This window comes from Pseudomonas sp. 2024-210 (assembly GCF_045062345.1).
GTDB lineage: Bacteria > Pseudomonadota > Gammaproteobacteria > Pseudomonadales > Pseudomonadaceae > Aquipseudomonas.
In genome coordinates this window covers 341947-367850 of record NZ_JBJGEJ010000002.1, presented here as the reverse complement: position 1 = coordinate 367850, position 25904 = coordinate 341947, and the positions used below count along the sequence as shown (strand labels likewise).

At 58.4% G+C, this 25904-nt stretch carries 23 protein-coding genes; 6 read left to right on the top strand and 17 right to left on the bottom strand.

The window, feature by feature from the left end; genetic code table 11:
- Positions 1 to 20: 20 nt before the first annotated feature.
- The 6 genes from hfq to ACI7MX_RS04235 form a co-directional block, all read right to left on the bottom strand.
- Positions 21 to 281: an RNA chaperone Hfq gene (gene hfq, locus ACI7MX_RS04260; RefSeq protein WP_122785080.1), complete on the bottom strand. Its 261-nt coding sequence runs from the start codon at positions 279 to 281 to the stop codon at positions 21 to 23.
- A gap of 88 nt (positions 282 to 369) precedes the next feature.
- Positions 370 to 1350, bottom strand: coding sequence for a tRNA (adenosine(37)-N6)-dimethylallyltransferase MiaA (miaA, locus tag ACI7MX_RS04255; RefSeq protein ID WP_405585201.1), 981 nt, complete (start codon positions 1348 to 1350; stop codon positions 370 to 372).
- Entirely contained in the window at positions 1350 to 3263 is a 1914-nt protein-coding gene (gene mutL / locus ACI7MX_RS04250; protein ID WP_405585198.1) for a DNA mismatch repair endonuclease MutL, read from the bottom strand. Before mutL ends, miaA begins: the two co-directional genes overlap by 1 nt.
- On the bottom strand, positions 3263 to 4684 hold the full coding sequence (locus tag ACI7MX_RS04245; protein ID WP_405585357.1) for an N-acetylmuramoyl-L-alanine amidase: 1422 nt from the start codon (positions 4682 to 4684) through the stop codon (positions 3263 to 3265). The genes mutL and ACI7MX_RS04245 overlap by 1 nt, the downstream gene beginning before the upstream one ends.
- 2 nt (positions 4685 to 4686) lie before the next feature.
- Positions 4687 to 5157 (bottom strand): tRNA (adenosine(37)-N6)-threonylcarbamoyltransferase complex ATPase subunit type 1 TsaE, encoded by a 471-nt coding sequence (gene tsaE, locus ACI7MX_RS04240; RefSeq protein ID WP_405585196.1) that lies wholly within the window; start codon positions 5155 to 5157, stop codon positions 4687 to 4689.
- Positions 5145 to 6005 carry an NAD(P)H-hydrate dehydratase gene (locus ACI7MX_RS04235; protein WP_314491545.1) on the bottom strand — a complete coding sequence of 287 codons (861 nt, stop codon included), beginning with the start codon at positions 6003 to 6005 and terminating at the stop codon, positions 5145 to 5147. Before ACI7MX_RS04235 ends, tsaE begins: the two co-directional genes overlap by 13 nt.
- 62 nt (positions 6006 to 6067) lie before the next feature.
- On the opposite strand from ACI7MX_RS04235, the gene queG reads away from it, so the two are divergent.
- Positions 6068 to 7165 carry a tRNA epoxyqueuosine(34) reductase QueG gene (queG, locus tag ACI7MX_RS04230; RefSeq protein WP_405585193.1) on the top strand — a complete coding sequence of 366 codons (1098 nt, stop codon included), beginning with the start codon at positions 6068 to 6070 and terminating at the stop codon, positions 7163 to 7165.
- A 73-nt stretch (positions 7166 to 7238) separates the two neighbouring features.
- Here queG and ACI7MX_RS04225 read toward each other — a convergent pair whose 3' ends face one another.
- Both ACI7MX_RS04225 and orn read right to left on the bottom strand, forming a co-directional pair.
- Entirely contained in the window at positions 7239 to 7850 is a 612-nt protein-coding gene (locus ACI7MX_RS04225; protein WP_314491549.1) for a trimeric intracellular cation channel family protein, read from the bottom strand.
- Between the two features lie 122 nt (positions 7851 to 7972).
- Positions 7973 to 8515, bottom strand: a complete 543-nt coding sequence (orn, locus tag ACI7MX_RS04220) for an oligoribonuclease (protein ID WP_314491552.1) — start codon at positions 8513 to 8515, stop codon at positions 7973 to 7975.
- Positions 8516 to 8621: 106 nt separating this feature from the next.
- On the opposite strand from orn, the gene rsgA reads away from it, so the two are divergent.
- Complete coding sequence (gene rsgA, locus ACI7MX_RS04215; RefSeq protein ID WP_122785089.1) at positions 8622 to 9653, top strand: small ribosomal subunit biogenesis GTPase RsgA; 1032 nt, start codon at positions 8622 to 8624, stop codon at positions 9651 to 9653.
- A 127-nt stretch (positions 9654 to 9780) separates the two neighbouring features.
- Here rsgA and motB read toward each other — a convergent pair whose 3' ends face one another.
- Both motB and motA read right to left on the bottom strand, forming a co-directional pair.
- Positions 9781 to 10791: a flagellar motor protein MotB gene (gene motB / locus ACI7MX_RS04210; RefSeq protein WP_314484417.1), complete on the bottom strand. Its 1011-nt coding sequence runs from the start codon at positions 10789 to 10791 to the stop codon at positions 9781 to 9783.
- 3 nt (positions 10792 to 10794) lie between these two features.
- On the bottom strand, positions 10795 to 11646 hold the full coding sequence (gene motA, locus ACI7MX_RS04205; protein ID WP_122785091.1) for a flagellar motor stator protein MotA: 852 nt from the start codon (positions 11644 to 11646) through the stop codon (positions 10795 to 10797).
- 163 nt (positions 11647 to 11809) lie between these two features.
- On the opposite strand from motA, the gene ACI7MX_RS04200 reads away from it, so the two are divergent.
- From ACI7MX_RS04200 to asd, 3 genes are read left to right on the top strand one after another with little or no spacing between them, the layout of a single operon-like run.
- Entirely contained in the window at positions 11810 to 13348 is a 1539-nt protein-coding gene (locus ACI7MX_RS04200) for an HDOD domain-containing protein (RefSeq protein ID WP_314484411.1), read from the top strand.
- 42 nt (positions 13349 to 13390) lie between these two features.
- Positions 13391 to 14218 carry a thiosulfate sulfurtransferase gene (gene rhdA, locus ACI7MX_RS04195; protein WP_405585187.1) on the top strand — a complete coding sequence of 276 codons (828 nt, stop codon included), beginning with the start codon at positions 13391 to 13393 and terminating at the stop codon, positions 14216 to 14218.
- 9 nt (positions 14219 to 14227) lie between these two features.
- On the top strand, positions 14228 to 15094 hold the full coding sequence (gene asd, locus ACI7MX_RS04190; protein ID WP_153381470.1) for an archaetidylserine decarboxylase: 867 nt from the start codon (positions 14228 to 14230) through the stop codon (positions 15092 to 15094).
- A 174-nt stretch (positions 15095 to 15268) separates the two neighbouring features.
- On the opposite strand, the gene serB is transcribed toward asd, so the two are convergent.
- The gene (gene serB / locus ACI7MX_RS04185) at positions 15269 to 16483 is read right to left on the bottom strand and encodes a phosphoserine phosphatase SerB (RefSeq protein ID WP_405585184.1); all 1215 of its coding nucleotides are present in this window, start codon (positions 16481 to 16483) and stop codon (positions 15269 to 15271) included.
- A 132-nt stretch (positions 16484 to 16615) separates the two neighbouring features.
- Between serB and ACI7MX_RS04180 the strand changes: the two genes are divergently transcribed.
- Positions 16616 to 18154, top strand: a complete 1539-nt coding sequence (locus tag ACI7MX_RS04180) for an AhpA/YtjB family protein (protein WP_405585181.1) — start codon at positions 16616 to 16618, stop codon at positions 18152 to 18154.
- Positions 18155 to 18654: 500 nt separating this feature from the next.
- On the opposite strand, the gene ACI7MX_RS04175 is transcribed toward ACI7MX_RS04180, so the two are convergent.
- From ACI7MX_RS04175 to ACI7MX_RS04150, 6 genes are all read right to left on the bottom strand, one after another.
- Positions 18655 to 19359 carry an ABC-type transport auxiliary lipoprotein family protein gene (locus ACI7MX_RS04175; RefSeq protein ID WP_314484397.1) on the bottom strand — a complete coding sequence of 235 codons (705 nt, stop codon included), beginning with the start codon at positions 19357 to 19359 and terminating at the stop codon, positions 18655 to 18657.
- A 173-nt stretch (positions 19360 to 19532) separates the two neighbouring features.
- Positions 19533 to 21797 (bottom strand): DNA topoisomerase IV subunit A, encoded by a 2265-nt coding sequence (parC, locus tag ACI7MX_RS04170; RefSeq protein ID WP_405585177.1) that lies wholly within the window; start codon positions 21795 to 21797, stop codon positions 19533 to 19535.
- 11 nt (positions 21798 to 21808) lie between these two features.
- The gene (locus ACI7MX_RS04165; RefSeq protein WP_153386930.1) at positions 21809 to 22330 is read right to left on the bottom strand and encodes a TIGR02281 family clan AA aspartic protease; all 522 of its coding nucleotides are present in this window, start codon (positions 22328 to 22330) and stop codon (positions 21809 to 21811) included.
- The gene (locus ACI7MX_RS04160; RefSeq protein WP_405585173.1) at positions 22327 to 23307 is read right to left on the bottom strand and encodes an esterase-like activity of phytase family protein; all 981 of its coding nucleotides are present in this window, start codon (positions 23305 to 23307) and stop codon (positions 22327 to 22329) included. The genes ACI7MX_RS04165 and ACI7MX_RS04160 overlap by 4 nt, the downstream gene beginning before the upstream one ends.
- Positions 23307 to 25211, bottom strand: a complete 1905-nt coding sequence (gene parE, locus ACI7MX_RS04155) for a DNA topoisomerase IV subunit B (RefSeq protein ID WP_314484383.1) — start codon at positions 25209 to 25211, stop codon at positions 23307 to 23309. The genes ACI7MX_RS04160 and parE overlap by 1 nt, the downstream gene beginning before the upstream one ends.
- A 51-nt stretch (positions 25212 to 25262) precedes the next feature.
- A complete protein-coding gene (locus ACI7MX_RS04150) occupies positions 25263 to 25871 on the bottom strand; it encodes a YqiA/YcfP family alpha/beta fold hydrolase (protein WP_405585170.1) in 609 nt (202 codons plus the stop codon).
- Between the last annotated feature and the right edge of the window lie 33 nt (positions 25872 to 25904).

The window sequence follows — 25904 nt, the reverse complement described above, 5'->3', positions numbered from 1 at the left end:
GGAAGCTCCTGTCTTATTTATTAGGCGTTACCTGGTTCCGCGTCAGCGAGCTCTGCTTCGGTTGCGCTAGGCAAGCGAATTGGACGCACAGGTACGACTGTAGAGATAGCGTGTTTGTAAACCATTTGGCTAACGGTGTTTTTCAGCAGAATCACGAACTGGTCGAAAGACTCGATAGTCCCCTGCAGCTTGATGCCGTTGACCAGATAAATGGAAACGCCAACCTTCTCTTTACGCAATGTATTCAAGTAAGGGTCTTGTAGCGAATGCCCTTTTGACATATGCCGCACTCCTGTAAGGAAAAAAATAGAAACAAAAATTAATGGCTTATGTCGCCACATCCATAGGATAGACGGCATTCCCTAAGACTCAGGTCAATATGGAGACCGATTCCAGGTATTTCAAGGCTCGTGGCAGATTGTCGCAGTCGAGGCTGTCCAGCCAATGTAGACCATCCCAGCTGCGTAACCAGGTGAACTGACGCTTTGCCAACTGGCGCGTAGCAATGATGCCGCGCTCCTGCATCTCGGCTGCCGTCAGTTTGCCGTCCAGGTAATCCCAGACTTGTCGATAACCCACTGCACGTATAGACGGCAACCCGGCATGCAGGTCACTTCTATTACGCAAGGCTACGACCTCGTCAATGAAGCCCTGTTCCAGCATTTGCCCGAATCTTTGTGCAATTCGCTCATGCAACACCTGGCGGTTCGCCGGGGCGATGGCCAGATGCGCGACAGTATAGGGCAATTGGCTGCGCCCAGAAGCCGCTGCTTTAGTAGATTGTTCAGATTGTTTTTGACGATGGGCCGTCATGGTGAGGCCACTGACCCGATAAACCTCCAGCGCACGTGTCAAACGCTGAGGGTCATTGGGGTGAATGCGCGCCGCAGACTCGGGGTCGATGGCCGCCAACTGGTCGTGCAACGCTTGCCAGCCGAGCTGTTGCGCCTCTTCTTCGAGCTGGGCACGCACCTGCGGGTCGGCCGCAGGCATGTCGGCCAGCCCGTCGATCAATGCTTTGTAATACAACATGGTGCCACCCACCAGCAGCGGCGTATTTCCGCGCGCGGTGATTTCGGCCATGACTTTCAGGGCATCGGCGCGAAAGTCCGCCGCTGAATAGCTCTGCGCCGGATCAAGAATATCGATCAGTTGATGCGGGTGTTTGGCCAGAATGTCTTTGGACGGCTTGGCGGTACCAATGTCCATGCCGCGATAGACCAGCGCCGAATCAACGCTGACCAGTTCGCACGGCAGCACTTTGCTCAGCTCAATCGCCAGATCGGTTTTACCGGCAGCCGTCGGCCCCATCAAAAAGATGGCCGGGGGTAAAGCATTGGAACCTGTCATCAGCGACCGCGCAAAAAGAGTTTATCCAGGTCGTCCAGGCCCATTTGGGTCCAGGTCGGACGACCATGATTGCATTGACCGCTACGCTCGGTGTTTTCCATGTCGCGCAGCAAGCCGTTCATTTCCGGGATCGCTAAACGGCGATTCGCCCGGATGGCACCGTGGCAAGCCATAGTGCCAAGCAATTCGTTGAGGTGAGCCTGTATCCGGTCGCTGGTGCCGTACTCCATCAAGTCGGCGAGCACGTCATGCACCAGACGCTGAGCCTCGGCCTGCTTGAGCAGCGCCGGGATCTGGCGGATCGCCAAGGTTTCCGGGCCAAGGCGTTGCAGCTCAAAGCCCAGACGCTGAAACCACTCGGCATGCTCTTCGGCACAATCGGCTTCACGCTGACTGACGGCAATCGATTCCGGCACAAGCAACGGCTGACCGCTCAGGCCTTCGCTGGCCATGGCGACCTTGAGGCGCTCGTACATGATCCGCTCGTGCGCCGCATGCATGTCCACGAGCACCAGCCCTTGGGCGTTTTCGGCAAGGATGTAGATGCCCTTGAGCTGGGCGAGGGCAAAACCCAGCGGCGGAATATCGCCTTGTCCATCCGGCAACGGCGCAGCATTGGCTTCAGGCAAGGGGGCGAAAAACGCCCGATACGCATTTTGAGCCTCCGCCACAGGCACCGCAGGCGCTGAGGGCTGCGGGCGATATTGATACTGATAACCCGCCCCTGCACCTGAGCCCGCCACGTGTTGAGTCGGCGCCGATTGTGGCTGTTCCAGCACATTGGCCGCCAGACGCATCTCACCTTGCGGGCCGAACTCACCGGCGTCCTGCCCCGTCGGCCGCTCGGCACCCGGCACAGGCGCTGGTGCAGCCAATTGATCTTCGGGCCTTACATCGCCAAGGGCACGGTGCAAGGTGCCGTACAAGAAGTCATGCACCATGCGCCCGTCACGAAAACGCACTTCGTGCTTGGTGGGGTGAACGTTGACGTCGACCACGGAGGGGTCAACCTCAAAAAAAAGTACAAACGTCGGGTGACGGCCATTAAACAGCACGTCGCGATACGCCTGACGCACGGCGTGCGCCACCAGCTTGTCGCGCACCGCACGGCCATTCACGTAGAAATACTGCAAGTCGGCCTGACTGCGCGAAAAGGTCGGCAAACCGACCCAGCCCCACAAATGCAGGCCGTTGCGCTCTACTTCAATCGGCAGCGCCTGCTCCAGAAACGCCGAGCCACACACCGCCGCCACACGCCGGGCGCGGGCCGTATCGTCGCGGGCTTCGTGCAAGTTGAGGATAGCCTTGCCGTTGTGGCGCAGGTTAAAGGCCACATCAAAACGTGCCAGCGCCAAGCGCTTGATGACTTCTTGCAGGTGATCGAACTCGGTTTTCTCGGTCTTAAGAAACTTGCGCCGCGCCGGAGTGTTGAAAAACAGGTCGCGCACTTCAACCGACGTCCCCACCGGGTGGGCAGCTGGCTGAACCCTGGGCGCCATGTCGCGGCCTTCGGTTTCGACCTGCCACGCCTGATCGGCACCACGGGTGCGCGAGGTCAACGTCAGGCGCGCCACCGAACTGATGGACGCCAGCGCTTCCCCGCGAAAGCCCAGGCTCATGACCCGTTCAAGGTCTTCGAGGTCGCGAATTTTACTGGTCGCATGTCGCGCCAACGCCAGCGGCAAGTCGTCGCTGGAGATGCCGCGACCGTCATCACGCACGCGCAAGAGCTTGATGCCAGCCTGTTCGACGTCCACATCAATGCGCTTGGCACCGGAATCGAGGCTGTTTTCCAGCAGCTCTTTGATCACCGATGCCGGACGCTCCACCACCTCGCCCGCCGCAATCTGGTTAGCCAGTCGCGGGCTGAGCAATTCAATACGTGCACTGTCGTTCAACGGCCCGTCACTCATTATTGGGCCGCCAGGGTAGTTGCCGGAATGTGCAGGCCCTGACCGATTTTCAATTCATCGGTTTTCAAGTTGTTGGTGCTGCGCAATGCCGTCACTGGCACTTGGTAGCGCACAGCAATCATCGCCAGCGTTTCGCCGGGGCGAACCGTGTGCTCGCGTGCACCCTGGGCAATTTTGCCGGTGTCGCGCAGCCAGGCAATGTAAGTGCCCGGCGGCGGATTTTGCTGGAAGAACTGACGCACGCCGCTGCTGATCGAGCGGGCCAACGCTTGCTGATGGCTGCTGGAGGCCAGCTTGGAGGCTTCATTGGAGTTCGAAATAAAGCCGGTTTCAACCAGGATCGACGGGATGTCCGGAGACTTGAGCACCATGAATCCTGCCTGCTCAACACGCTGCTTGTGCAGCGGAGTTACGCGGCCAATGTTGCTCAGCACTTTTTGCCCCACGTTAAGGCTGGAGGTCAGCGAAGCGGTCATCGACAGGTCGAGCAGAACACCAGCCAGCATGCGGTCCTTGTCATCCAGACTGACGTTACCCGCCCCGCCGATCAAGTCAGAACGGTTTTCACTGTCGGCCAGCCAACGTGCGGTTTCAGAGGTTGCACCGCGTTCAGAAAGTGCAAACACCGACGCACCAAAAGCGGCCCTGGACGGCGCCGCATCGGCGTGGATCGAAACAAACAGGTCAGCCCCCTTTTTGCGGGCGATTTCGGTACGCCCGCGCAACGGAATAAAGTAGTCGCCGGTGCGGGTCAATTCGGCTTTAAAGCCCTTCATGCCGTTGACCTGACGCTGCAATTCTTTGGCAATGGCCAACACAACGTCTTTTTCGCGCTGACCGGCGGAGCCAGAAGCACCTGGGTCTTCGCCGCCGTGGCCGGCGTCAATGACCACCACCACATTGCGTTTACCGCTCGGAATGGGCGGCAAGGCCACGCTCGGTTGAGTCGGGGTCACAGGCACCACCGGCACCTTCGCCACATTGGTGGCCGGCAAACTTGGCGTGAGGTCCGCGCCTTGATCGTACAAGTCGACCACCAGACGATTACCGTACTGCGCATTCGGCGCCAGGATGAAGCTCTTGGGGGTCACGGCCTTTTTCAGATCGATGACCACGCGTAAGTCGGTCGGGGTGCGCTGCGCCGAACGCATGCTGGTGATCGGCGTATTGGCGGTCTGCACATTCAAAGGGCCAGCCAGCGTCGCTCCATTGATATCAATCACCAGACGATCAGGGGCGGTCAGCGTGAATACGCTGTGCTGCACCGGGCCTGTGAGGTCAAACACCAGTCGTGTGTTGTCCGGGGCACGCCACAAACGCACGCTTTTTACTTGAGTCGCCGCCACCGCATTCACGGCCATGACACTCAGCAACAGACCCACGACACTCACTAACGCGCGAAAGCGCATACCTAACCCCATCATTAATTGTTTTCCGATGCCAATTTGGCATACCAGGATTCACCGCGTGAACCGTGGGGCTTCAGCGTCAGCTCCCGCCCGGTCTTATGCGACCTAATGGTAATGGTCAGGTCGGGCTTTGGCAAAAAGCCTGCACCTTTATCGGGCCATTCAATCAAGCATAGAGCGTCATCGTCGAAGTAATCGCGAATGCCCAGATATTCCAGCTCCTCGGGATCGACCAAGCGATAGAGGTCAAAGTGAAACGCTCGTATGTCGCCGATCTCGTAGGGCTCAACCAGTGTAAATGTCGGACTCTTAACCGCGCCTGTATGGCCCAAGCCCCGAATCAGGCCACGAGATAAGGTGGTTTTACCCATACCCAAGTCGCCATTGAGAAAGATCAGGCCATGACCTTCGGTGATCTGTGCCAGACGCGCTCCAAAAGCGGTCATGGCCTCTTCATCGGCCAGATGCAGTGTTATTTCTTGCACGGTGCATGTTCCTCCAACAACTGACGAATGGCTGGAATCAAATCACTGGCCGCCAGCCCACGGCCCAATTGTCCTTGCTGCTCGCCTGCACGGGCATGCAGCCACACGGCCAGACAAGCCGCCTCATAAGCCTTCATGCCTTGCGCCAGCAATGCGCCGACCACGCCAGCCAGCACATCACCCAGCCCCGCAGTGGCCATGGCCGGATGGCCGTGGTTGCACTGAGCCAACTCGCCTTGCAGCCCCGCAATCAAGGTACCCGCCCCCTTGAGGACACATACCACTGAGTATTTTTTAACCAGCGCTCTGGCCGCCGCAGGGCGATCCGCCTGCACCTGCTCCGTGCTGATACCCAGCAAACGCGCGGCTTCGCCGGGGTGCGGGGTCAATACCGAGCCTTCAGCCAACGTCAGGTCGGCGTTGGACAACAGATTGAGTGCATCGGCATCCCACACCTGTGGCATTTTTGCCTGAGCGGCGGCTGATAAAAGGCTACGCCCCCACGGGGCCTGGCCCAAGCCCGGTCCAATCACCAACACAGAAGCGTGGGCCAGCAAGCTCATCAGTTGGTTGGCCGATTGCACGCCTACGGCCATGACTTCCGGCAGGCGGGTCAACGCCGCGGGTACATGTTCAGGCCGCGTTGCCAGCGACACCAGACCCGCGCCACAGCGTAGTGCAGCTTGGGCACTCAAGGTAATTGAGCCGCCAAAACCCCGATCGCCGCCGATCAATAGCACATGGCCAAATTGGCCTTTATGAGCCGTGAGCGGACGAGCGGGCAGAGCTGGCAAGGTCTGCGCCATGAGCAGCTGGGGTTCTGAAAACAGGTGTTTGGTCTGCGGCATACGTGTCGTGCTCCGATGTCTGGCAGAATTATACGCATCTCAGCTCCGGTTTCTCTTGCCTCATGCCTGCTATTACTGCCGACCTCCCCGCTCTCGCTCAGTCCATCAAGGAATGGGGCCGCGAGCTGGGCTTTCAACAAGTCGCCATTGCCGGCCTCGATCTGGGCGAACACGAACAGCATCTGGAGCACTGGCTCGCCGCCGGGTATCACGGCGACATGGACTATATGGCCGCCCACGGCAGCAAACGTTCACACCCCGACGAGTTGGTGCCCGGCACGGTACGGGTGGTTTCTTTGCGCATGGACTACCTGCCGGGCGACACGCACATGGCGCAATTGCTGGCCCAGCCGGAAAAAGCCTACGTGTCGCGGTACGCACTGGGTCGCGATTATCACAAGTTGATTCGCAAGCGCGTGCAGCAATTGGCTGACCGTATTCAAGCTCAAATTGGACCGTTTGGTTTCAGGGCCTTTGTCGACAGTGCCCCGGTGCTGGAAAAAGCCATCGCACAAAAAGCTGGACTGGGCTGGATCGGTAAAAATACCTTGGTGCTCAATCGCAAGGCCGGCAGCTACTTCTTTTTAAGTGAATTGTTCGTCGACTTGCCACTGCCTGTGGATGCGCCCCACGAGACTGAACATTGCGGGCGATGCACGGCCTGCCTGGATATTTGCCCCACCAATGCCTTTGTCGGGCCTTATGTGCTGGATGCGCGCAAATGCATTTCGTACTTGACCATTGAATTGAAAACCGCGATTCCAGTGGCGTTGCGCTCGATGATCGGCAATCGGGTCTTTGGGTGCGATGACTGCCAGATTGTCTGCCCCTGGAACCGTTTTGCCCGCACGACAGCCGAGGGTGACTTCAAGCCGCGGCATAACCTGGACAACGCGGGCTTGGCCGAACTGTTTATGTGGGATGAAGATAAGTTCTTGAGCAGCACCGAGGGCTCGCCCTTGCGACGCGCGGGGTATGAGCGCTGGTTACGCAACCTGGCGGTGGGGCTGGGCAATGCGCCCTCCACGATTCCCGTGCTCGAAGCATTGAAAGCGCGGCGTCACTATCCGTCAGAGCTGGTGCAAGAACATGTGGAGTGGGCGCTTGAGCAGCATGCAAAGCGCTTGCCCTCACCCTCTCCCGAAGGCTCAGGGATCTGATCGACAGTGTCATGCACAACGGTTTCTGCCTTTAGTCCCCTCTCCCTCCGGGAGAGGGCTAGGATGCTTTTAACTAATGCTCGTCGTTGTAAACGAACTTGGGCATTTCCCAGTTAAAGCGTATCGCCAGCAAGCGCAGCAATAACCCGCCGAACAAGGTGACAAAAATCGCCTGATCTTCAGGCATCCCAAAGTAGGTACACAGCAAGAAGCACCACGCCGCTGCAAACGAGACGCTGGCATAGAGTTCACGGCGGAAGATCAGCGGAATATCGTTGCAGAAAATGTCCCGCAAGATGCCACCGAATACCCCTGTGATCACACCACTGACCGATGCCACCAGCATGCCCTGCCCCATTTCCAGGGCGGTCATGCAACCAATAAGGGTGAAAGCCACGAGCCCTAGCGCATCCAGCACCAGAAACAGTGAACGCAGATGTCGCATCAGCGGTGCGATAAAAATCGTTACCAAAGCGGCAACGGTGGTGAGCACCAGGTATTCGGGATGCTTGACCCACGTGAGCGGGTAATGCCCCAGCAACATGTCACGCACCGAACCGCCGCCCAGTGCGGTGACGCAGGCGATCAGCACGACCCCGAACCAATCCATCCCCCGCCGACCGGCAGACAACGCACCGGTCATGGCTTCAGCCGTAATGGCCACTAAATAGAGCATCAGCAACATGTCGGCGATCCTTGCAATAAGGCGCGCAGTCTACTCATTTGCCGCATGCACCAACAGAGGGCAGCCATTCACGACAGGCAGTCGCTGACGAAAGTTGCGACGTGGACATGAGTGCTTGCAGATCAGAACTTGATGAAGTGTTTGCGGTAGTGCTGCAGCTCGGCAATCGACTCGCGAATATCATCCAGCGCCAAATGCGTGCCTTTTTTAACCAGACTGTCGCGCACTTCCGGTGCCCAGCGTGCGACCAGCTCTTTAAGCGTGGAGACATCGAGATTTCGGTAGTGGAAGTAGCTTTCCAGGTCTTTCATGTAGGTGTACAAAAAACGCCGGTCCTGGCAGATGCTGTTGCCACAGATCGGCGATTTGCCTTTGGGCACCCAGTGCTCAAGAAAAGCGATGGTCTGCGCCTCGGCCTCAGCCATGGTCGTGGTGCTGTCCTTGACACGCTGGGTCAAACCGCTTCCGCCGTGGGTACGGGTGTTCCACTCGTCCATGCGCGACAGCACTTCATCGCTGTGATGGATGGCGATGACCGGGCCTTCGGCCAAAGTATTGAGGTTGCTGTCGGTGACGATGGTGGCCATTTCAATAATGACGTCGTTGTCAGGATCAAGACCGGTCATTTCCAAGTCGATCCAAATCAGGTTCTGCGCGTTTTGCATAATGGCCTCCAGTGCTAAGTCGAGCAGTTTAGCTTAGGCAGGTTGCCCACGTGCTAAACTCGCCAGCGTTTCACCCTCATTATCGCTTTATCAACACGGAACACCCATGGCCAAACGCCAGCTCAACCGTCGCCAAAACTGGCGCATCGAAAAGATTCAGGGCGAGCGCGCTGCCCGCGCCGCTAAACGTGAATCCAGTGCCGTCGAAGCGCTGGAAGGCGGCGATTTAGGCGCTGAACAGCTCGGCTTAGTGATCGCGCATTTTGGTGTGCAGGTCGAAGTCGAAGCCCAGGAAGGTGAACTTAAAGGCCAGATGTTCCGTTGCCACTTGCGCGCCAACCTGCCCGCACTGGTAACCGGCGACACGGTGGTGTGGCGCGCTGGCAATCAGGGCATCGGCGTTATCGTCGCCCAACTGCCGCGTAAAACCGAACTGTGCCGTCCGGACAGCCGCGGCCAGCTAAAACCGGTTGCCGCCAACGTCGACATGATCGTGATTGTGTTTGCGCCCATGCCCGAGCCGCACGCCAACCTGATTGACCGCTATCTGGTGGCGGCTGAGCACGCCGGCATTCGTCCTTTGCTGCTGCTCAACAAGGCTGACCTGATTGACGAGCAAAACGCCCCTGCACTGAACGCCTTGCTGGGCGTTTATCGCCAGCTCGGTTACCCAGTGCTGGAAGTATCGGCGCATCACGGTGATGGCATGCAGCAGTTGCAGGCGCAACTTGACGGCCATATCAGCGTGTTTGTGGGTCAGTCAGGCGTGGGTAAATCGTCGTTGGTCAACAGCCTGCTGCCCGAGGTCAACCTGCGGGTGGGACCGCTGTCCGAAATTTCGGGTCAGGGTACGCACACCACGACCACTGCTCGGCTGTTCCACTTCCCAGGCGGCGGCGACCTGATCGACTCCCCGGGTATTCGTGAATTTGGTCTGGGCCACGTCAGCCGGGCCGATGTTGAAGCGGGCTTTATTGAATTCAACGACTTGATTGGTCGCTGCCGCTTCCGCGACTGCAAGCACGACCGCGAACCGGGGTGCGCGTTACTGATGGCGCTGGAAGATGGTCGCGTGCAGCAACAACGCATGAACAGCTACCGCTCGATTATCGCCAGCTTGCCTGAGTCGAGTTACTAACGGCAAAAGCCCCTCACCCTAGCCCTCTCCCAGAGGGAGAGGGGACTGATTTGTGGCGCAGCTTTTAGCTCCCTCTCCCTCTGGAAGAGGGGACTGATTTGTGGGGCAGCTCTTAGCTCCCTCTCCCTCAGGGAGAGGGTTGGGGTGAGGGCGAGGCCGGATCATCAAACAGGTTCAGCTTCTGGCGCTCTTCATGCATCGGCGGCGGCTGTTGATCCGGCGGCAAGGTGATCGGGTCAACTGGCGCCTTAGGCAGCGCCTCAGCCTTGACCGGCTCCGCACTTTGCCCCCCCTCAATCGCTTGCTGGGCACGCTTGTTCAGCACCACGATGTCGATACGGCGGTTCACCGGGTTCGTTGGGTTGCTCTTGTCGAACGGCACCGATGAGGCGTACCCCACCACCCTGGCAATCTGGCTTTCGGGGTAACTGCCTGTGACCAACGCACGGCGGGCCGCATTGGCACGGTTGGCCGACAATTCCCAGTTACCAAAATCACCACTCCCCGAATACTGCGTGGCATCGGTGTGGCCGCTGATGCTGACCTTGTTCGGTACCGCTTTGATGGTGTCAGCCATGGCCAGCAGAATATCTTCGACGTACTGCTTGAGCCGCGCGCTGCCAACGTCAAACATCGGCCGATTTTCAGCGTCCATGATTTGAATGCGCAAGCCATCCGGCGTGATTTCAAACAGTAACTGGTCTTTGAATTTGCGTAACTGAGGGTTTTCTTCGACCTTGTTTTGCAATTCTTGCAACAGCAATTCGAGGCGCTCTTTCTCCACTTGCTCAGCCACACTTTCGGCCTGATCAGGATCGATCTTCTGGCTGTTGATCGTGTCGAGCTGGGGTTGCAGCTTTTCTTCCGGGTTCAGCGTGTTGTCCGGCGCCAGGGCGGGTGTACCGCCCAGATCAATGGTGTACGGCGAACCGCTTTCAGTGAAACCGACCGGGTCTTTGAAGTAGCCGCTAATGGCCAGTTTTTGCGCCGGGGTGGCCGCAGACATCAGCCATAGCACCAGAAAGAACGCCATCATCGCCGTGGCAAAGTCAGCAAAGGCAATTTTCCAGGCGCCGCCGTGATGGCCAACGGCAAAGCGCTTGACGCGCTTGATGATGATCGGCTGATTGTTTTCCATAAATCAGCGACCGCGAACCACTTGCTCAAGCTCGGAAAAGCTTGGACGGTGCTTGGGATACAGCACTTTGCGGCCAAATTCGACCGCCAGCGACGGCGGCATGCCCGAGGCAGAAGCGACCAGCGAGGCCTTGATGGCTTCGTACACGTTTATTTCTTCTTTGGCATCGTGGGCCAGCGACGTGGCCAAAGGGCCGAAGAAACCATAAGCGGCCAGAATACCGAAGAATGTGCCCACCAATGCAGCACCAACGTGCTGGCCAATGGCAGTTTGATCGCCTTCACCCAGCGATGCCATCGTCACCACAATACCCAGAACGGCCGCCACGATACCGAAACCCGGCATGCCGTCGGCGATGCCGTTAACGGCGTGAGACGGGTGTTCTAACTCTTCCTTTAGATTGAACAGCTCCATGTCAAACAAGCCTTCCAGCTCGTGGGGCGCCATGTTGCCCGAGGACATGATGCGCAAGTAATCGCAAATGAACGCAGTCATGCGCTCATCTTTAAGAATGGTCGGGTATTTGGCGAATATCGGGCTGGCAGCCGCGTCTTCGATGTCGGCCTCAATAGCCATCATCCCTTCGCGACGACTTTTATTCAGAATCTCGTAAACCAGGCCCAGCACTTCAAGGTAGAAAGCGTGGGAGAACCGCGAACCGAACATGCCCAGCGATTTTTTCAGTACGTGCAGGGTCATGTAGCCCGGATTGGCCTGCAAGAACGCCCCCAGCGCTGCGCCACCAATGATCATGACCTCAAAAGGCTGAATCAATGCCGCGATCTTGCCGTGGGAGAGCACGTAGCCGCCGAGTACACTCGCGATCACGACGATAATGCCGATAATTTTAGCCATAAATATAAAAGTACTTATTCAGTCGGGTTCGGGGTGATTGCAGCGTCACAAAAACTCTTCTTCTCCCTATCGGCAAATCTGCGCCAGACTGTAACGCGTAAAAGCGAAAAACATTCAGCCCGGTTCGGGTGTGCCCTCCCTTTATGATGATCGCGCTCCTTTTATGGCTAACAAAAATATTGCATCGACATCAGTACCGACCACGCTGGACGCTTGGGTTCAGCGGCTAAACAACGCTCAGCTGCCCATCCCGCAATACAGCCATGCGCAGGTAAGCGCAGCGATCAACGACAGTCGCCGCTCGTTGCGCGATATTGCCGAGGTCATGCAAGACAGCCCTGCGTTGGCGTTGAGTTTGATTCGCGAAGCCAACCAGCATCTGCAAAGCAGCCTGAGTGAACCGGCTGAAAGCCTGGAAGTGGCCATCAACCGACTGGGGTTGAAACGCACCCAGGAAGTGCTTGAGAGCTTGCCCGCCCTGGCCCCGGAGGACATGCCGCTGCCTTACCGGCAAATCCAGCTCATCAGCCAGCATGCAGCGCAACAAGCCATCGGCCTGTTCGGCAATCGCCTGGCGCGGCTCTGGCAAGAGATTTACTGGGGCAGTTTGCTGTTCCTCTCGCCCTTGTGGGCCATGGCGCTGACCCACCCTGACCTGCTCGAAGAATGGGAGCTGCAAGTGCTTCACCGCGGTGAGTGCGCCGACAAGGTCGAGCAGAAGCTGTTCGGCGTACGCCTGTTTGAGATCTGCAGGGCACTGGCCGAGTTATGGCGGCTGCCTGATTGGGTGCTGCACGGATACACCGTGGTCAATGAGCAACAGCTTACGCTGGTCAGTGTGTTGCATATTGCTCGCGACCGGCATCATCCGCTTCGCCAGCAACAGCGTCTGGACGCCGATCCGGCCTTGCGTAGCTGGCTCAACCAGCCAGCCAACAGCGTGCTGCTGGCCAATGGGTTGGCACTGTCGGCTCAAGCCGCCTGGGATATACCGCACAATCGGCGCTGGCAACTGCTGACCAGTCTGTACTTGCAAATGCCGCTGGATGATGTGCAGCAGCTTGTTCACCAAAACGCCGTCAGCAGCGGCCGATACCACTCTGTACCCGAACTTTGGCACCCGGCGCAGGCACTGCTTTTGCCTTGGAATGCACGACGCACGCTGCAAGGCAATCAACCCGCCGCGCCGCCTTCGGCCGAAGCGCTGACCCTATGGCGTAAACACTGTACACAGCTGTTGGCCGAGCCGAGCACGTTCGCCAATGCGATGCACCTGACGACCTGCGCCCGCGAAGCTTTGGTCGCCTGCGGTATGCGCAGGCTCATTGTGTTGATGGCTGACAAGACATCGAGTTATCTGCGGGTTTTTCAGGTCTGGGGGCTGCCCAAAGAGGTGTTCGATCTGACGTTCACTATCAGTGAGAGTACCGGCCTGCAGCGTTTGATGGCGCAACCTGCACAACTGCGCCTGACCCCCGAAAATAACGCAGTGATTGGTGCAGCCCTGCCTGACAAGCTGCTCTGCCTGTTTCCCGGTGAGCATCTGCTGCTGCGTTCACTGAGTAATAATGGCCGCGTGGTCATGCTGATACTGGCCGACCAGGGCGGCGGTGCGCTCAACGAGACCAGTGTGCAAGCGTTTGGCAAAACCGCGCAATGCATTGAAAAAGCCCTGCACAGCTTTACCAACCGCGGGCGTTAGCGCTTGCGCTACAATCCTCTCTTTTTTCGCTCTGGAGAACCCATGCCTGACTTCTCTGGCTTGCCGTTGGTGATCGAACCCGGCGACCTGCTCGCACGGCTTGATGCCCCCAATTTGATTGTGGTCGACCTGACCAGCGCAGCACGCTACGACGCCGGGCATATTCCGGGCGCTCACTTTGTCGACCCCAAGCGCACGCAACTGGGTCAGCCTCCTGCACCCGGCCTGCTGCCGACACGCTCGTCACTGGAGGCATTGTTCGGTGAGCTGGGCCACACACCCAATGCGGTCTACGTGGTGTATGACGACGAAGGCGGCGGCTGGGCCGGGCGGTTTATCTGGTTGCTCGATGTGATCGGGCACAAGGCTTATCACTACCTTGATGGCGGCCTTCCCGCCTGGATTGCCTCAGGCGGCCCCTTGTCTACCGACGTGCCTGCGCCGGGCGGCGGCCCTGTGCCAGTAACCTTGCATGAAGAACCCATCGCCACCCGCGAGTACCTGCAAAGCCGTCTGGGTGCAGCCGACCTGGCGATCTGGGATGCGCGCAATCCTGCCGAATATTCGGGTGAAAAGGTGTTGGCCGCCAAGGGTGGGCACATCCCCGGCGCGATCAATTTTGAATGGACAGCAGGCATGGATAAAACCCGCGACCTGCGCATTCGCACCGACATGGCACAGATCCTCAAGGATCTGGGGATCACGCCGGACAAAGAAGTGATTACTCATTGCCAGACTCACCACCGTTCTGGCTTTACCTATCTCGTCGCCAAAGCGCTCGGTTATCCGCGCGTCAAAGGCTACGCCGGCTCCTGGGGCGAATGGGGCAACCACCCCGACACCCCCGTCGAGCTGCCTGTCAAACACTAAGGACCTGTAATGAAAAAGCGTTTGTTTCTCTTGAGTCAGTACCTGCTGCCCCATCACCTGCTGTCGCGTCTGGCCGGCTGCATTGCCGAGTGCCGCGTGCGCTGGTTTAAAAATGCGTTCACCACCTGGTTCGCCAAGCGCTACAACGTGGACATGTCCCAAGCGCTGGTTGAAGACGTCACCGCGTACGAACATTTCAACGCCTTCTTCACGCGCGCCCTGAAAGACGGCGCGCGCCCGCTGGACCAGACCCCCGGTGCTGTCTTGAGCCCTGCCGATGGTGCCGTTAGCCAATTGGGTGCGATTGAGCACGGTCGTGTATTTCAGGCTAAAGGCCACAGTTACAGCGTGCTGGAACTGGTGGGCGGCGATGCGGCAGTTGCGTCGCAGTTCATGGGCGGCGAATTTGCCACCATTTACCTGTCACCCAAGGATTATCACCGGGTGCACATGCCGCTGGCTGGCACCCTGCGTGAAATGATCTACGTGCCGGGTCGCTTGTTCTCGGTTAACCAGACCACCGCCGAAAACGTGCCGGAGCTGTTTGCCCGCAACGAACGTGCCGTGTGTATTTTTGATACCGAACGCGGCCCGATGGCCGTGGTATTGGTGGGCGCCATGATCGTGGCATCGATTGAGACGGTATTTGCCGGTTTGGTGACGCCGCCTAAACGCGAACTGAAAACGTTCCGCTACGATGAAGCGGCGCGTGCGCCGATTCATTTGGAAAAAGGGGCCGAATTGGGTCGTTTCAAGCTGGGATCCACAGCCATCGTGTTGTTCGGGCCAGAACAGGTCAAATGGGCCGAAGGCCTGAGCGCCGGCTCGCCGGTGATGATGGGGCAGAGCATTGGCGGCCCGGCTCACGCGGAATAAAGCCACACCTAGTATCCGCTACGGACGCCAAATCCGTAGCAGCTGCCAAAGGCGGCGTTCGGCAGCGCAGCCGTCGTAGAAACTAAAATCGCGGTGAATCAAACACACCATGAATTCAGATTTCACGATCGCTTCGCAATCGGACGCGGCCTTCGGCCGCTGCTACGAAATCATTTAGCCCTGACTGTTACGGTCACGCTGACCCAGCAGGTACAGCACGCCATCCAGCCCCAAGGTCGAAATGGCATGTTTGGCCGATTTTTTAACCAGCGGCTTGGCACGGAAGGCGACACCCAGTCCCGCAATGGCCAACATCGGCAAATCGTTGGCACCATCACCGACTGCAATGGTCTGTTCCAGACTCAAGCCTTCCTTTTGCGCCAGCTCGCGCAGCAAGTCAGCCTTGCGTTGCGCATCGACTATCGGCTCAACCGCCACGCCAGTTACTTTGCCATCTTCGACGCCCAGTTCGTTGGCGAATACGTAATCGATCTCCAATTTGGCCTGCAACTGCTTGGCGAAGTAAGTAAAGCCGCCTGACAAAATGGCCGTCTTGTAGCCTAGACGCTTGAGCTCGGCGAACAGCACTTCAGCGCCTTCGGTCAAGCGCAGTGACGCGCCGATCGAGTCCAGGACACTCACGTCCAGACCTTTGAGCAGGGCCAAACGTTCTTTAAAGCTGGCTTTGAAATCCAGCTCGCCCGCCATCGCGCGCTCGGTGATTTCGGATACTTGAGCGCCCACGCCGGCCGCTTTCGCCAGCTCGTCTATCACCTCGGCTTCGATCAGGGTGGAGTCCATGTCAAACACTGCCAGCCGACGATTGCGGCGGAACAGTGTGTCTTCTTGCAGAGCGATGTCGACGCTGAGTTCCTGGGCCAGATCAAAGAATGCCGCACGCAGAGCGTCGATATCGGCCACGTCACCACAGACGCGCAATTCAATACAGCTTTTGCTCAGCGTTGTAGGCGCGTCCAGCGACACTCGACCCGACAGACGATCCGTTTGCTCGATATTCAAGCCATGCTGACTGATGACCGACGTCACACGTTGCAATTGGAGGGCCGTCACTTGGCGGCTCATCAAGGTCACGACATGACGTTTCTGGCCTTGCTCATTGACCCACTGCTGATAGTGCTCTTCGGTAATCGGGTCAAACACCAATTGCAGCCCTTCTTTAGCGATCAAGGGCTGAAGGTCTTTAAGCACGGCCGACACCTGATCGGCGTGCGGAATCTCGACCAAGAACCCCAACGACAACACGCCGTGGATGGCGGCTTGACCGATGTCGAGAATATTCACCCCATTGCTGGCCAGAACGCCGGTAATGGCAGCAGTGAGACCTGGACGGTCTTCACCAGTGATGTTTATCAGGACGATTTCGCGCAAGGCACACCCCCATTCGCTAAAAAAAACGCATTCTACCCCCATTCAGTGACCATCGGGCATCGCCAAGGCTTTGCCGCCTCAGGGCTGATCGCTATACTGCGCTCCAACTTAACGGACTAAGAGCCGCGCTCAGTGAACCGGCCATTGCCTGTCAAAAACGATAATTTCTTTCTGCTGATCTTCCGGGCCTTACGCGATCGTCGCGTTCCGATAGCTCTGCGCATTGCCACCCACAACGTGATTCTGGTCGCGTTGGCGCTGGTCATTTATGCCGTGGTCATGGGCCTGCAATTCAAGCAGGCCATGCACGACCAGGCCGATGCGCTGGGTCAGAGCCTGACCACGCAGACTGCCACGTCGGCCACCGAGCTGCTGGTGTCCAACGACATCCTCAGCCTCAACGTGCTGCTCAACAACCTGACCAAAAATCCCTTGGTGGCGCACGCGGCTATTTATAGCGTCGATAACCGCATCCTCGCCGAGGCCGGGCAACGTCCTAAAAACAGCCTGCTGGGTGAAACCGAGGGTGTGTACCAGACCAAGATCACCTTCCAGGATGTGACGGCCGGGCACCTGCGTATCAGCCTGGACATGAACCAGTTCGAACAGCCGATGACCATCAGCTTGCAGAGCATGGGCATTCTTAGCGCCATTTTGCTGGCTTTGGCCTTGGCATTGAGCCTGCGCCTGGGTCGCAACATCACCACGCCCCTGCTGCAACTGCGGGTGTGGCTGCGCGAACCGGATCCTTACACGCCGGCGATCACCCGTCAGGATGAAATCGGTGATCTGGCCCGCCAACTGCACACCCGCCTGGCTCCGCCTGCGCCAGAACCTGAGCCTGAGCCGGAACCTGAAGAAGACTTCGACGACAGCGACTATGAAGAAGCAGCTGACAACGAGCCAACCTTCGAAGTACGCAACCTGAGCGATCCGACCTTCGACGAAAAACCGGCTGTGCCTGCGCCCAAGGCGGCACCTCGGCAGGTAATCAGTACCGAAGAAGACGAAGGTGAGGAAGACCCGTTTTCAGATTTGCGCGATACCGGCACCGCCAGTGTGGCACCAAAAGCCGTAGTCAAAGCTGAGCCAACTGCACCGCAACCGAGTGCAGTATTGGCCGTGCAACTGGGGGCGCAAGAGCAACTTCGACGTTTGCCTCGCGCCCGTTTGATGGAGCTGCTGGAGCGTTATCGCGACTGCCTGAATCAAGCGGCATCGCTGTATCAAAGCGAGTTGCATACGCTCAATGATGGCAGCACGCTGATGCTCTTCCACAGTGAAGACAGCGGTGAGGACTACCTGACCAATGCGATTTGCTGTGGTGAGTTGCTGCGTGCCTTGGGTCATGCCTTGCAGATCGAAGTGGCTGACAGCGGCATTACGTTGCAATTGCAGTTGGGTCTGGTACTGGGCGAAGGCCTGAGCGGGTTGAGCCAGATAGATTTGTTGCTGACTGAATCGGCACAGGATGCACTGGCGCTGTCGCAACACAGTCGCAACCTGTTGCTGGTAGAGCGCAAAATCAGTGATGACCCGCTGATCCGCCAACGCGCCCGCATCCGCCCGATTGCCAGCCCTGAAGGGGCGTGTTGTGTTGAGCGCCTGATGGAGCCTTACCCTTCCATGCTAGAACGCCAGTTGGCGCGTATGCATGAGAATCGTGCGTAAGGCTCAAAGCCCCTCACCCTAGCCCTCTCCCAGAGGGAGAGGGGACCGATTGGGGGATGCTTTAGGTTGGCGGCAGCCTGACTGATCACCGCTGAACTCGAAAACACTGAGGTCAGTTCCCTCTCCCTCCGGGAGAGGGCTAGGGTGAGGGGATGCTTCAGGTTTGCTGCAGCCTGACTGATCACCGCTGAACTCGAAAACACATAGGTCAGTTCCCTCTCCCTCCGGGAGAGGGCTAGGGTGAGGGGATGCTTTAGGTTGGCGGCAGCCTGACTGATCACCGCTGAACTCGAAAACACCCAGGTCAGTTCCCTCTCCCTCCGGGAGAGGGCTAGGGTGAGGGGATGCTTTAGGTTGGCGGCAGCCTGACTGATCACCGCTGAACTCGAATACACTGAGGTCAGTTCCCTCTCCCTCCGGGAGAGGGCTAGGGTGAGGGGCTTTTGACCTGACCAAAAAAATCCCGCACACGTGCGGGATTTTTTGTTATCGCCAAACACTCAGAACCTGAATACTTCCATGTCCGTGCGAATCGGCGATGCCATCGGTATCTTCGGCTTTTCACTGCCCTGCTTCGGTGCCGCTTTCTTTTCCGGTGCTCGTGGTTCAACCAGTGGCGGCTGGTTAGCCAGCGGCTTGAGCGCCACCGCCAATTGCTCGCTCAACTGTTGCAACAACTCGCCCTGGGCCTTGACCTGATCAGCAGTCGTCCCGGCATGCGGCTTTTCAAGGTGAACCATCCGGTTGTCACGCACCTGCCCACGGCGGTCAATCAAACGCCACTGAGCATCCAGAATCGCGGGCTGGTTTTTACCCGAATCCAGTCGAGTAATGGACAACAGCACTTGTACATCCGGGCTGAAGCCCGCAGGCGCAGGGGCCAGCACTACGCGCTGACTGTCCAGGCGCCACGCCAGCTGACGCAGCAGCAACTGGTCAATGTCTGCCGACAAGCTGCCCGCCCAACGCCCATCCGGTGCTGCACTCAGGCTGCCATCGGTTTGACGTTGCAGCAGGGTTTCGCGTTGCAGGTAATCGGCCACAGTCACTGGGCCAAGTACCACCGACATGCCCGCACTTTGCTTGGGCTGGCCAGGGGTACCGCTGTCCAGCTGGTACAAGGCCGCAGGCTGGTGCACGCTGCACCCCGCCAAGCCAAGCACGCCAGTCAGCAGCGCAATTAAAGGAAGACGTAGAACGTTCATCATTCCATCCAGGTGGCCGCCATGTGGCGCGCCTCAATGTGATTCCAATTCATAGGAAGTTTCTTACACGTCGTTTCGCAATCGCGGCATATCATCCGCGAATATCGACCGTGACTCCAGTGCTGTTGCGCCGATCTACGCGATAAAACACAGATCGGACGCTCTAAACAGCCTTAATTGGGCACTTCTACCAGCAAAGCATCAACACGCTGGAACCCTCGCGGTAACTTATTACCACGCCGACCCCGCTCACCTTTGTAATGCTCGAGGTCGTCAGCCTTGAGCGACAACGTGCGTTTGCCCGCCTGTAACACCAATGTGGCGCTGTCCGGCAATACGGCAATGTCCGTCACGTATTCATCTCGGCTGGCCACGCGATCACCGGGAATACCGATGATTTTATTGCCTTTGCCTTTGCTCAGCTGCGGCAGGTCGCTCACCTTGAAGATCAGCAGGCGACCCTCGGTTGTCACCGCTGCCAGCCAGTTGTGCTCACGGTCTGCCACAGGCCGTGGCTGCATGACATGCGCGCCCTTTGGCAGGCTAAGCAGCGCTTTACCCGCCTTGTTTTTGGCTTGCAGGTCTTCACCTTTGACCACAAAACCGTAACCGGCGTCGGAGGCAATCACGTACAGCGCGTCGTCTTCAGGCAACAGCACGCACTCGAACGTCGCGCCCGGCGGTGGCGTCAGGCGACCTGTTAGCGGCTCGCCCTGACCACGGGCAGAGGGCAGCGTGTGTGCCGCCACCGAATAACTACGCCCGGTAGAGTCAATAAACACGGCAAATTGGTTCGAACGCCCCGCAGCAGCGGTTTTGTAACCATCGCCTGCTTTATAGGACAACCCGGTCGCGTCCAGATCGTGGCCTTTGCCACAACGAACCCAGCCCTTTTCTGACAATACAACCGTTACCGGCTCGGTCGGTACCAATTCGTTTTCCGACAGGGCTTTGGCTTCTGCGCGCGCCACAATCGGCGAGCGTCGGTCATCGCCATAGGTTTTGGCATCTTCGATCAGCTCAGTGCGCACCAGCTTTTTGAGCTTGGCTTCACTGCCCAGCAACGCTTGCAGCTTGGCTTGCTCTTTACGCAGCGCGTCTTGTTCATCGCGCAGCTTCATCTCTTCCAGACGGGCCAATTGACGCAAGCGCGTGTCGAGGATGTAGTCAGCCTGGGTTTCGCTCAGGGCAAAGCGGGCAATCAGCTCGGCCTTGGGGTGTTCCTCGGTACGAATAATGTGGATCACTTCGTCGAGGTTCAAGTAGGCGGTGAGCAAACCGTCCAACAGGTGCAGGCGACGCTCGACTTTATCGAGGCGGAACTGCAAGCGGCGGCGCACGGTGTTGATGCGGAACTCAAGCCATTCGACCAGCAGGGCTCGCAGGTTTTTCAGCTGCGGCTTGCCGTCTAGGCCGATGATGTTGACGTTGACGCGAAACGTGGACTCCAGCTCGGTCACGGCAAACAGGTGCTGCATCAGCTCATCGAGATCCACCTTGTTGTTGCGCGGGATGATCACGATACGGCACGGGTTTTCGTGGTCTGACTCGTCACGCAGGTCAGTCACCATCGCCAATTTGGTCGGTTTGGCCTGCATCAGCGCAGCAATCTGCTCCAGCACCTTGGCGCCCGAGACTTGATGGGGCAAGGCGGTGACGACAATATCGCCATCTTCAATGTGATACACCGCCCGCATGCGCACCGAACCACGACCGGTCTGATAAATCTTCAGCAGATCGCCACGCGGGGTGATGATTTCGGCTTCGGTCGGGTAGTCAGGGCCCTGAATGTGTTCGCACAGTTGCTCGACCGTGGCTTTCGGCTCGTCGAGCAAACGCACGCACGCCGCCGCCACTTCGCGCAGGTTGTGCGGCGGAACGTCAGTGGCCATGCCCACGGCGATGCCGGTGGTGCCATTGAGCAGGATATTGGGCAAGCGCGCTGGCAATACAGCCGGCTCGTCCAGCGTGCCATCAAAGTTCGGCACCCAGTCTGCGGTGCCCTGCCCCAGTTCGGTGAGCAGCACTTCGGAGTAACGCGACAAGCGCGCCTCGGTGTATCGCATGGCCGCGAAGGACTTGGGGTCGTCCGGCGCACCCCAGTTGCCCTGACCATCGACCAAGGTGTAGCGATAGCTGAACGGCTGCGCCATCAGCACCATTGCTTCGTAGCAGGCGGAGTCGCCGTGGGGGTGAAATTTACCGAGCACGTCACCGACGGTACGCGCCGATTTTTTGTGCTTGGAATCGGCGTCCAGCCCCAGTTCGCTCATGGCGTAAACAATACGCCGCTGTACAGGTTTAAGACCGTCACCGATGTGCGGCAAGGCCCGATCCATGATCACGTACATGGAATAGTTGAGGTAGGCCTGTTCGGTGAAGTCGGCCAGTGACCGGCGTTCTACGCCGTCCAGGCTGAGATCAAGGGAGTCGCTCATGCGGACCTCATTCAGTTCGTTGTCTGGCGCAGCAGCATGGTGCCACCGCGCTGGGTAAATTCGAGTTTGTTCAACGCACTCATGCCCAAGAGCACTTGTTCGCCTTCAAGCCCTGGAGCCGCCACTGCACGCACGTTGCGCAGCACAATGGCCCCCAGTTGCAGGCGGTCGATTTGAGTGCGATAGCCCTGTGCGCGGCCATTGGCCGTGCTCAAGGTGACAGGCGCGCCTTTGGGCAGCGCCAGTTGTTCTGCCAGATCCAGCGGAACCGCCACATCGGTGGCTCCGGTATCGAGTAAAAATTCCACGGGCACGTTATTGATACGGCCACTGGCAACAAAGTGCCCCTGCACATTGGCGAGCAGTTTGACTTCGATGAAGCCCTCACCTTGTTGCGAAATCACGTCAGTGTTGGGGTTGTCCTGACGCTGTTCCCAACGTCCGAAAAATTGTGTCGCCAAATACAGACCGGCGCACCAGGCGACGATCATGAACACCCGTCCCATGCCTTTGCCCGGTGCTTGCTGACTCATGGCTTGGCGCTCCAGCCACCTTGCGGTGCCGCAAAACGCCAGACAACGGGGCGCTTTTCACCATCCGCACGTACGTGATTGCCATTATCCACACCGATCCATGCACCTTTGGCGTCCAGACTCAGCGCCTCGGCGGTGCCATAGCCAGTGTTGTAGCGCCGCGCATCGGTCAATGCATCGTTGGCAAACGACCAGCAGCGTTCCAGCTCCCCGGTGGCTGGCGTGCGTCGGCAAATGCGGTAGGCCATGCGTTCAAGGGTAAACAGCTTGCCGTCGAACAGCGCCAGATCGGCAAAGTCCTTTTGTTGCGCCTTGGCCTTTAATTGAGAGGGCGGCTGTTCAAGCCCGCCTTCGCTCATCACCACACATCCGCCTTCACAGTTCCAAACGCTTTGTTGCTTGCGCAGGGTCAGCAAGCCTCGGCGTTCACGCTCGGCCGCCAGCCACAGTTGGGTGCCTTGCGGGTTGACGGCAATGCCTTCAAACAACGCATTGAAATGCAGCAACATGCCACTGCCACGCGCCTGTCGCACCAACGCCGAATCGACCTTGAGCCAGGCAGACTCACCGACGGGCGGCACTTGCAGCACCGCCGCATGGGTCTCACTGACGACATAACGGTTGCCCGCTGCGTCACAGCTGATGCCTTCGAAGTCCAGGTCGCCGCCCCGCAACGGGCTGACGGCTTTGTGCATCATGCGCACGCCCCACGGCAAACCGCTTTCGGGGGGTGGCGGCACTTCGATGCCAAACGCCTCGGCTTGCCATTCGGCATAACGGGTATCGAGACGGTAAATCTGATCATCATCACGATCAGACACCGTCCACATCTCGCCCTGACAGAGCGCCAGCCCGGACAGGTTACCGCCGCGCATGCCTTCGACAGGATGCTCGGCTTCAAGGACCAGTTCAGGCCATGTATTGGCCATCACCGGCGCAGCGCTCAAGCACAGGCCCAGCAGTAAGCCTCTGCCCATCAAGCCAGAACCTGCGCCAGATTGCCTTTGGATTCAAGCCAGCTTTTACGGTCACCCGCGCGTTTTTTGGCGAGCAGCATATCCATCATTTCAGAGGTGGCAGCGAAGTCTTCCAGCGTGAGCTGCACCAGACGCCGGGTGTTCGGGTCCATGGTGGTTTCACGCAGTTGCGGTGGGTTCATCTCGCCCAGCCCCTTGAATCGTGTGACTTGTGGCTTGCCGCGTTTTTTCTCGGCCACCAGACGGTCAAGAATCCCGTCCCGCTCGGCTTCATCAAGGGCATAGTAGATCTCTTTGCCCAAATCGATCCGGTACAGCGGCGGCATCGCGACGTAGACATGACCGGCATCCACCAACGGGCGGAAATGCTGCACGAACAAGGCGCAAAGCAAGGTGGCGATGTGCAAGCCGTCAGAGTCGGCGTCGGCGAGGATGCAGATTTTGCCGTAGCGCAGCTGGCTAATGTCCGCAGCGCCCGGATCAACGCCAATGGCCACGGCAATGTTGTGCACTTCCTGACTGGCCAGCACTTCGCTGCCATCGACTTCCCAGGTATTGAGGATCTTGCCGCGCAACGGCAGGATCGCCTGAAACTCTTTGTCCCGTGCCTGTTTGGCCGAACCGCCAGCGGAATCACCTTCCACCAGAAACAGTTCGGATCGCATCGGGTCCTGCCCCGCGCAATCCGCCAACTTGCCCGGCAAAGCCGGGCCTTGGGTGATGCGCTTGCGTTCGACCTTTTTGCTGGCCTTGAGGCGACGCCCGGCGTTGTTGATCGCCAACTCCGCCAATTGCATGCCCAGTTCAGGGTTGGCATTGAGCCAGAGGCTGAACGCATCCTTGACCACACCTGACACAAACGCCGCCGCTTCGCGCGATGACAGGCGCTCCTTGGTCTGACCCGAGAACTGCGGTTCTTGCATCTTCATCGAAACAACGAAGGCAATCCGCTCCCAGACATCTTCAGGTGCCAGCTTGACGCCACGGGGCAGCAGGCTGCGGAATTCGCAGAATTCGCGCATGGCATCCAGCAGACCCTGACGCAAGCCGTTGACGTGCGTGCCGCCTTGGGCCGTGGGAATCAGGTTGACGTAGCTTTCCTGAACACTGTCGCCGCCTTCGGGCAACCACAGTAACGCCCAGTCGATGGCTTCTTTGTTGCCCGCCAGACTGCCGCAAAAGGGTTCGTTGGGCAGGCGTTCAAATTCACTGACCGCGTCGACCAGATAGGAACGCAAGCCGTCTTCGTAATGCCACTCGATCTTCTCGCCGGTACTTTTGTCTTCAAAGCTGACCAGCAGCCCCGGACACAAAACGGCCTTGGCCTTGAGCACATGCTTGAGGCGGCTGACCGAAAACTTGGGCGAATCAAAGTATTTGGGGTCCGGCGCGAAATACACGCTGGTACCGGTGTTGCGTTTGCCAACAGTGCCGACAACTTCCAGATCGGTGGCTTTATAGCCATCGGCGAAGGTCATCTGGTATTCGTTGCCGTCACGCTTGACCTTGACCCTGACCTGCGTAGACAGCGCGTTGACCACTGAAATCCCCACGCCGTGAAGGCCGCCGGAGAACTGGTAGTTTTTGTTGGAGAATTTGCCGCCCGCGTGAAGCTTGGTCAGGATCAGTTCGACACCTGACACGCCTTCTTCGGGGTGAATGTCCACGGGCATGCCGCGCCCGTCGTCACTGACTTCCAGCGAGTGATCAGCGTGCAGAATGACTTGCACCGATTTGGCATGACCGGCCAAGGCTTCGTCGACACTGTTGTCGATGACTTCCTGAGCCAGGTGATTGGGCCGGCTGGTGTCGGTGTACATGCCGGGGCGCTTGCGCACCGGGTCGAGGCCCGAGAGGACTTCGATGGCGTCGGCGTTATAAGAGCTAGCGCTGGGAGTGGCCATAAGGTCTCGTCGTTAGTCGTAAATTAAGAATAAAGGCCATTGCCGGGGCCCCTAAAGGGTCGCAAAGTCGATGGCTTGATAGCGATGCGCACTGATCCCGGCAAATGTCAGGAGATCGGGCAATTGCTGGGCGAAACCTTGGTAGCTGTGATCACCACCTGCCTGGATACGCAGTGTGCACGCCTTGTAGTACTGCTCAGCGTAGCGGTAGTCCAGGGTTTCATCGCCTGTTTGCAACCACACGTGATAACGCTGCGGGTCCTTAGGGGCTGGCACTTCAAGCTCGGCAAGGGCCGCCACATGGTCGAGAGTCAATTCCCAGGTTTCGCCGCTGTAATGATTGGTTTGCGTACCCAGATAGCCGTCGAACATCCGATGCGGGCTGACGGCCGGGTTGATCAGCAGGGCGTTGAGGCCCAACTGTTCGGCCAGATACGTCGCATAGTAGCCGCCGAGCGAGCTGCCGACCAGCAGCGGACGGCCCAGCTCATCGACTGCCGCCCGCAATTGGGCGAGTGCCTCACGCGGATGGTGGTGCAACGCCGGTATTTGCAATTGATGACCGAGGCCGATGCGTTGCATCACCGCGGCAAGCTGGCTGGCTTTGGCAGACTCGGGCGCACTGTTGAAACCGTGGATATACAAAATGGAACCGGACATGCAATCACTCCCGAGTACAGGTTAGCCAACGCT

What these genes read in the sequence shown, in the direction of transcription:
- hfq (WP_122785080.1), bottom strand. Translation starts at nt 281, where the DNA reads ATGTCAAAAGGGCATTCGCTACAAGACCCTTACTTGAATACATTGCGT.
- miaA (WP_405585201.1), bottom strand. Translation starts at nt 1,350, where the DNA reads ATGACAGGTTCCAATGCTTTACCCCCGGCCATCTTTTTGATGGGGCCG.
- mutL (WP_405585198.1), bottom strand. Translation starts at nt 3,263, where the DNA reads ATGAGTGACGGGCCGTTGAACGACAGTGCACGTATTGAATTGCTCAGC.
- ACI7MX_RS04245 (WP_405585357.1), bottom strand. Translation starts at nt 4,684, where the DNA reads ATGGGGTTAGGTATGCGCTTTCGCGCGTTAGTGAGTGTCGTGGGTCTG.
- ACI7MX_RS04235 (WP_314491545.1), bottom strand. Translation starts at nt 6,005, where the DNA reads ATGCCGCAGACCAAACACCTGTTTTCAGAACCCCAGCTGCTCATGGCG.
- queG (WP_405585193.1), top strand. Translation starts at nt 6,068, where the DNA reads ATGCCTGCTATTACTGCCGACCTCCCCGCTCTCGCTCAGTCCATCAAG.
- ACI7MX_RS04225 (WP_314491549.1), bottom strand. Translation starts at nt 7,850, where the DNA reads ATGTTGCTGATGCTCTATTTAGTGGCCATTACGGCTGAAGCCATGACC.
- orn (WP_314491552.1), bottom strand. Translation starts at nt 8,515, where the DNA reads ATGCAAAACGCGCAGAACCTGATTTGGATCGACTTGGAAATGACCGGT.
- rsgA (WP_122785089.1), top strand. Translation starts at nt 8,622, where the DNA reads ATGGCCAAACGCCAGCTCAACCGTCGCCAAAACTGGCGCATCGAAAAG.
- motB (WP_314484417.1), bottom strand. Translation starts at nt 10,791, where the DNA reads ATGGAAAACAATCAGCCGATCATCATCAAGCGCGTCAAGCGCTTTGCC.
- motA (WP_122785091.1), bottom strand. Translation starts at nt 11,646, where the DNA reads ATGGCTAAAATTATCGGCATTATCGTCGTGATCGCGAGTGTACTCGGC.
- ACI7MX_RS04200 (WP_314484411.1), top strand. Translation starts at nt 11,810, where the DNA reads ATGGCTAACAAAAATATTGCATCGACATCAGTACCGACCACGCTGGAC.
- rhdA (WP_405585187.1), top strand. Translation starts at nt 13,391, where the DNA reads ATGCCTGACTTCTCTGGCTTGCCGTTGGTGATCGAACCCGGCGACCTG.
- asd (WP_153381470.1), top strand. Translation starts at nt 14,228, where the DNA reads ATGAAAAAGCGTTTGTTTCTCTTGAGTCAGTACCTGCTGCCCCATCAC.
- ACI7MX_RS04175 (WP_314484397.1), bottom strand. Translation starts at nt 19,359, where the DNA reads ATGAACGTTCTACGTCTTCCTTTAATTGCGCTGCTGACTGGCGTGCTT.
- parC (WP_405585177.1), bottom strand. Translation starts at nt 21,797, where the DNA reads ATGAGCGACTCCCTTGATCTCAGCCTGGACGGCGTAGAACGCCGGTCA.
- ACI7MX_RS04165 (WP_153386930.1), bottom strand. Translation starts at nt 22,330, where the DNA reads ATGAGTCAGCAAGCACCGGGCAAAGGCATGGGACGGGTGTTCATGATC.
- ACI7MX_RS04160 (WP_405585173.1), bottom strand. Translation starts at nt 23,307, where the DNA reads ATGGGCAGAGGCTTACTGCTGGGCCTGTGCTTGAGCGCTGCGCCGGTG.
- parE (WP_314484383.1), bottom strand. Translation starts at nt 25,211, where the DNA reads ATGGCCACTCCCAGCGCTAGCTCTTATAACGCCGACGCCATCGAAGTC.
- ACI7MX_RS04150 (WP_405585170.1), bottom strand. Translation starts at nt 25,871, where the DNA reads ATGTCCGGTTCCATTTTGTATATCCACGGTTTCAACAGTGCGCCCGAG.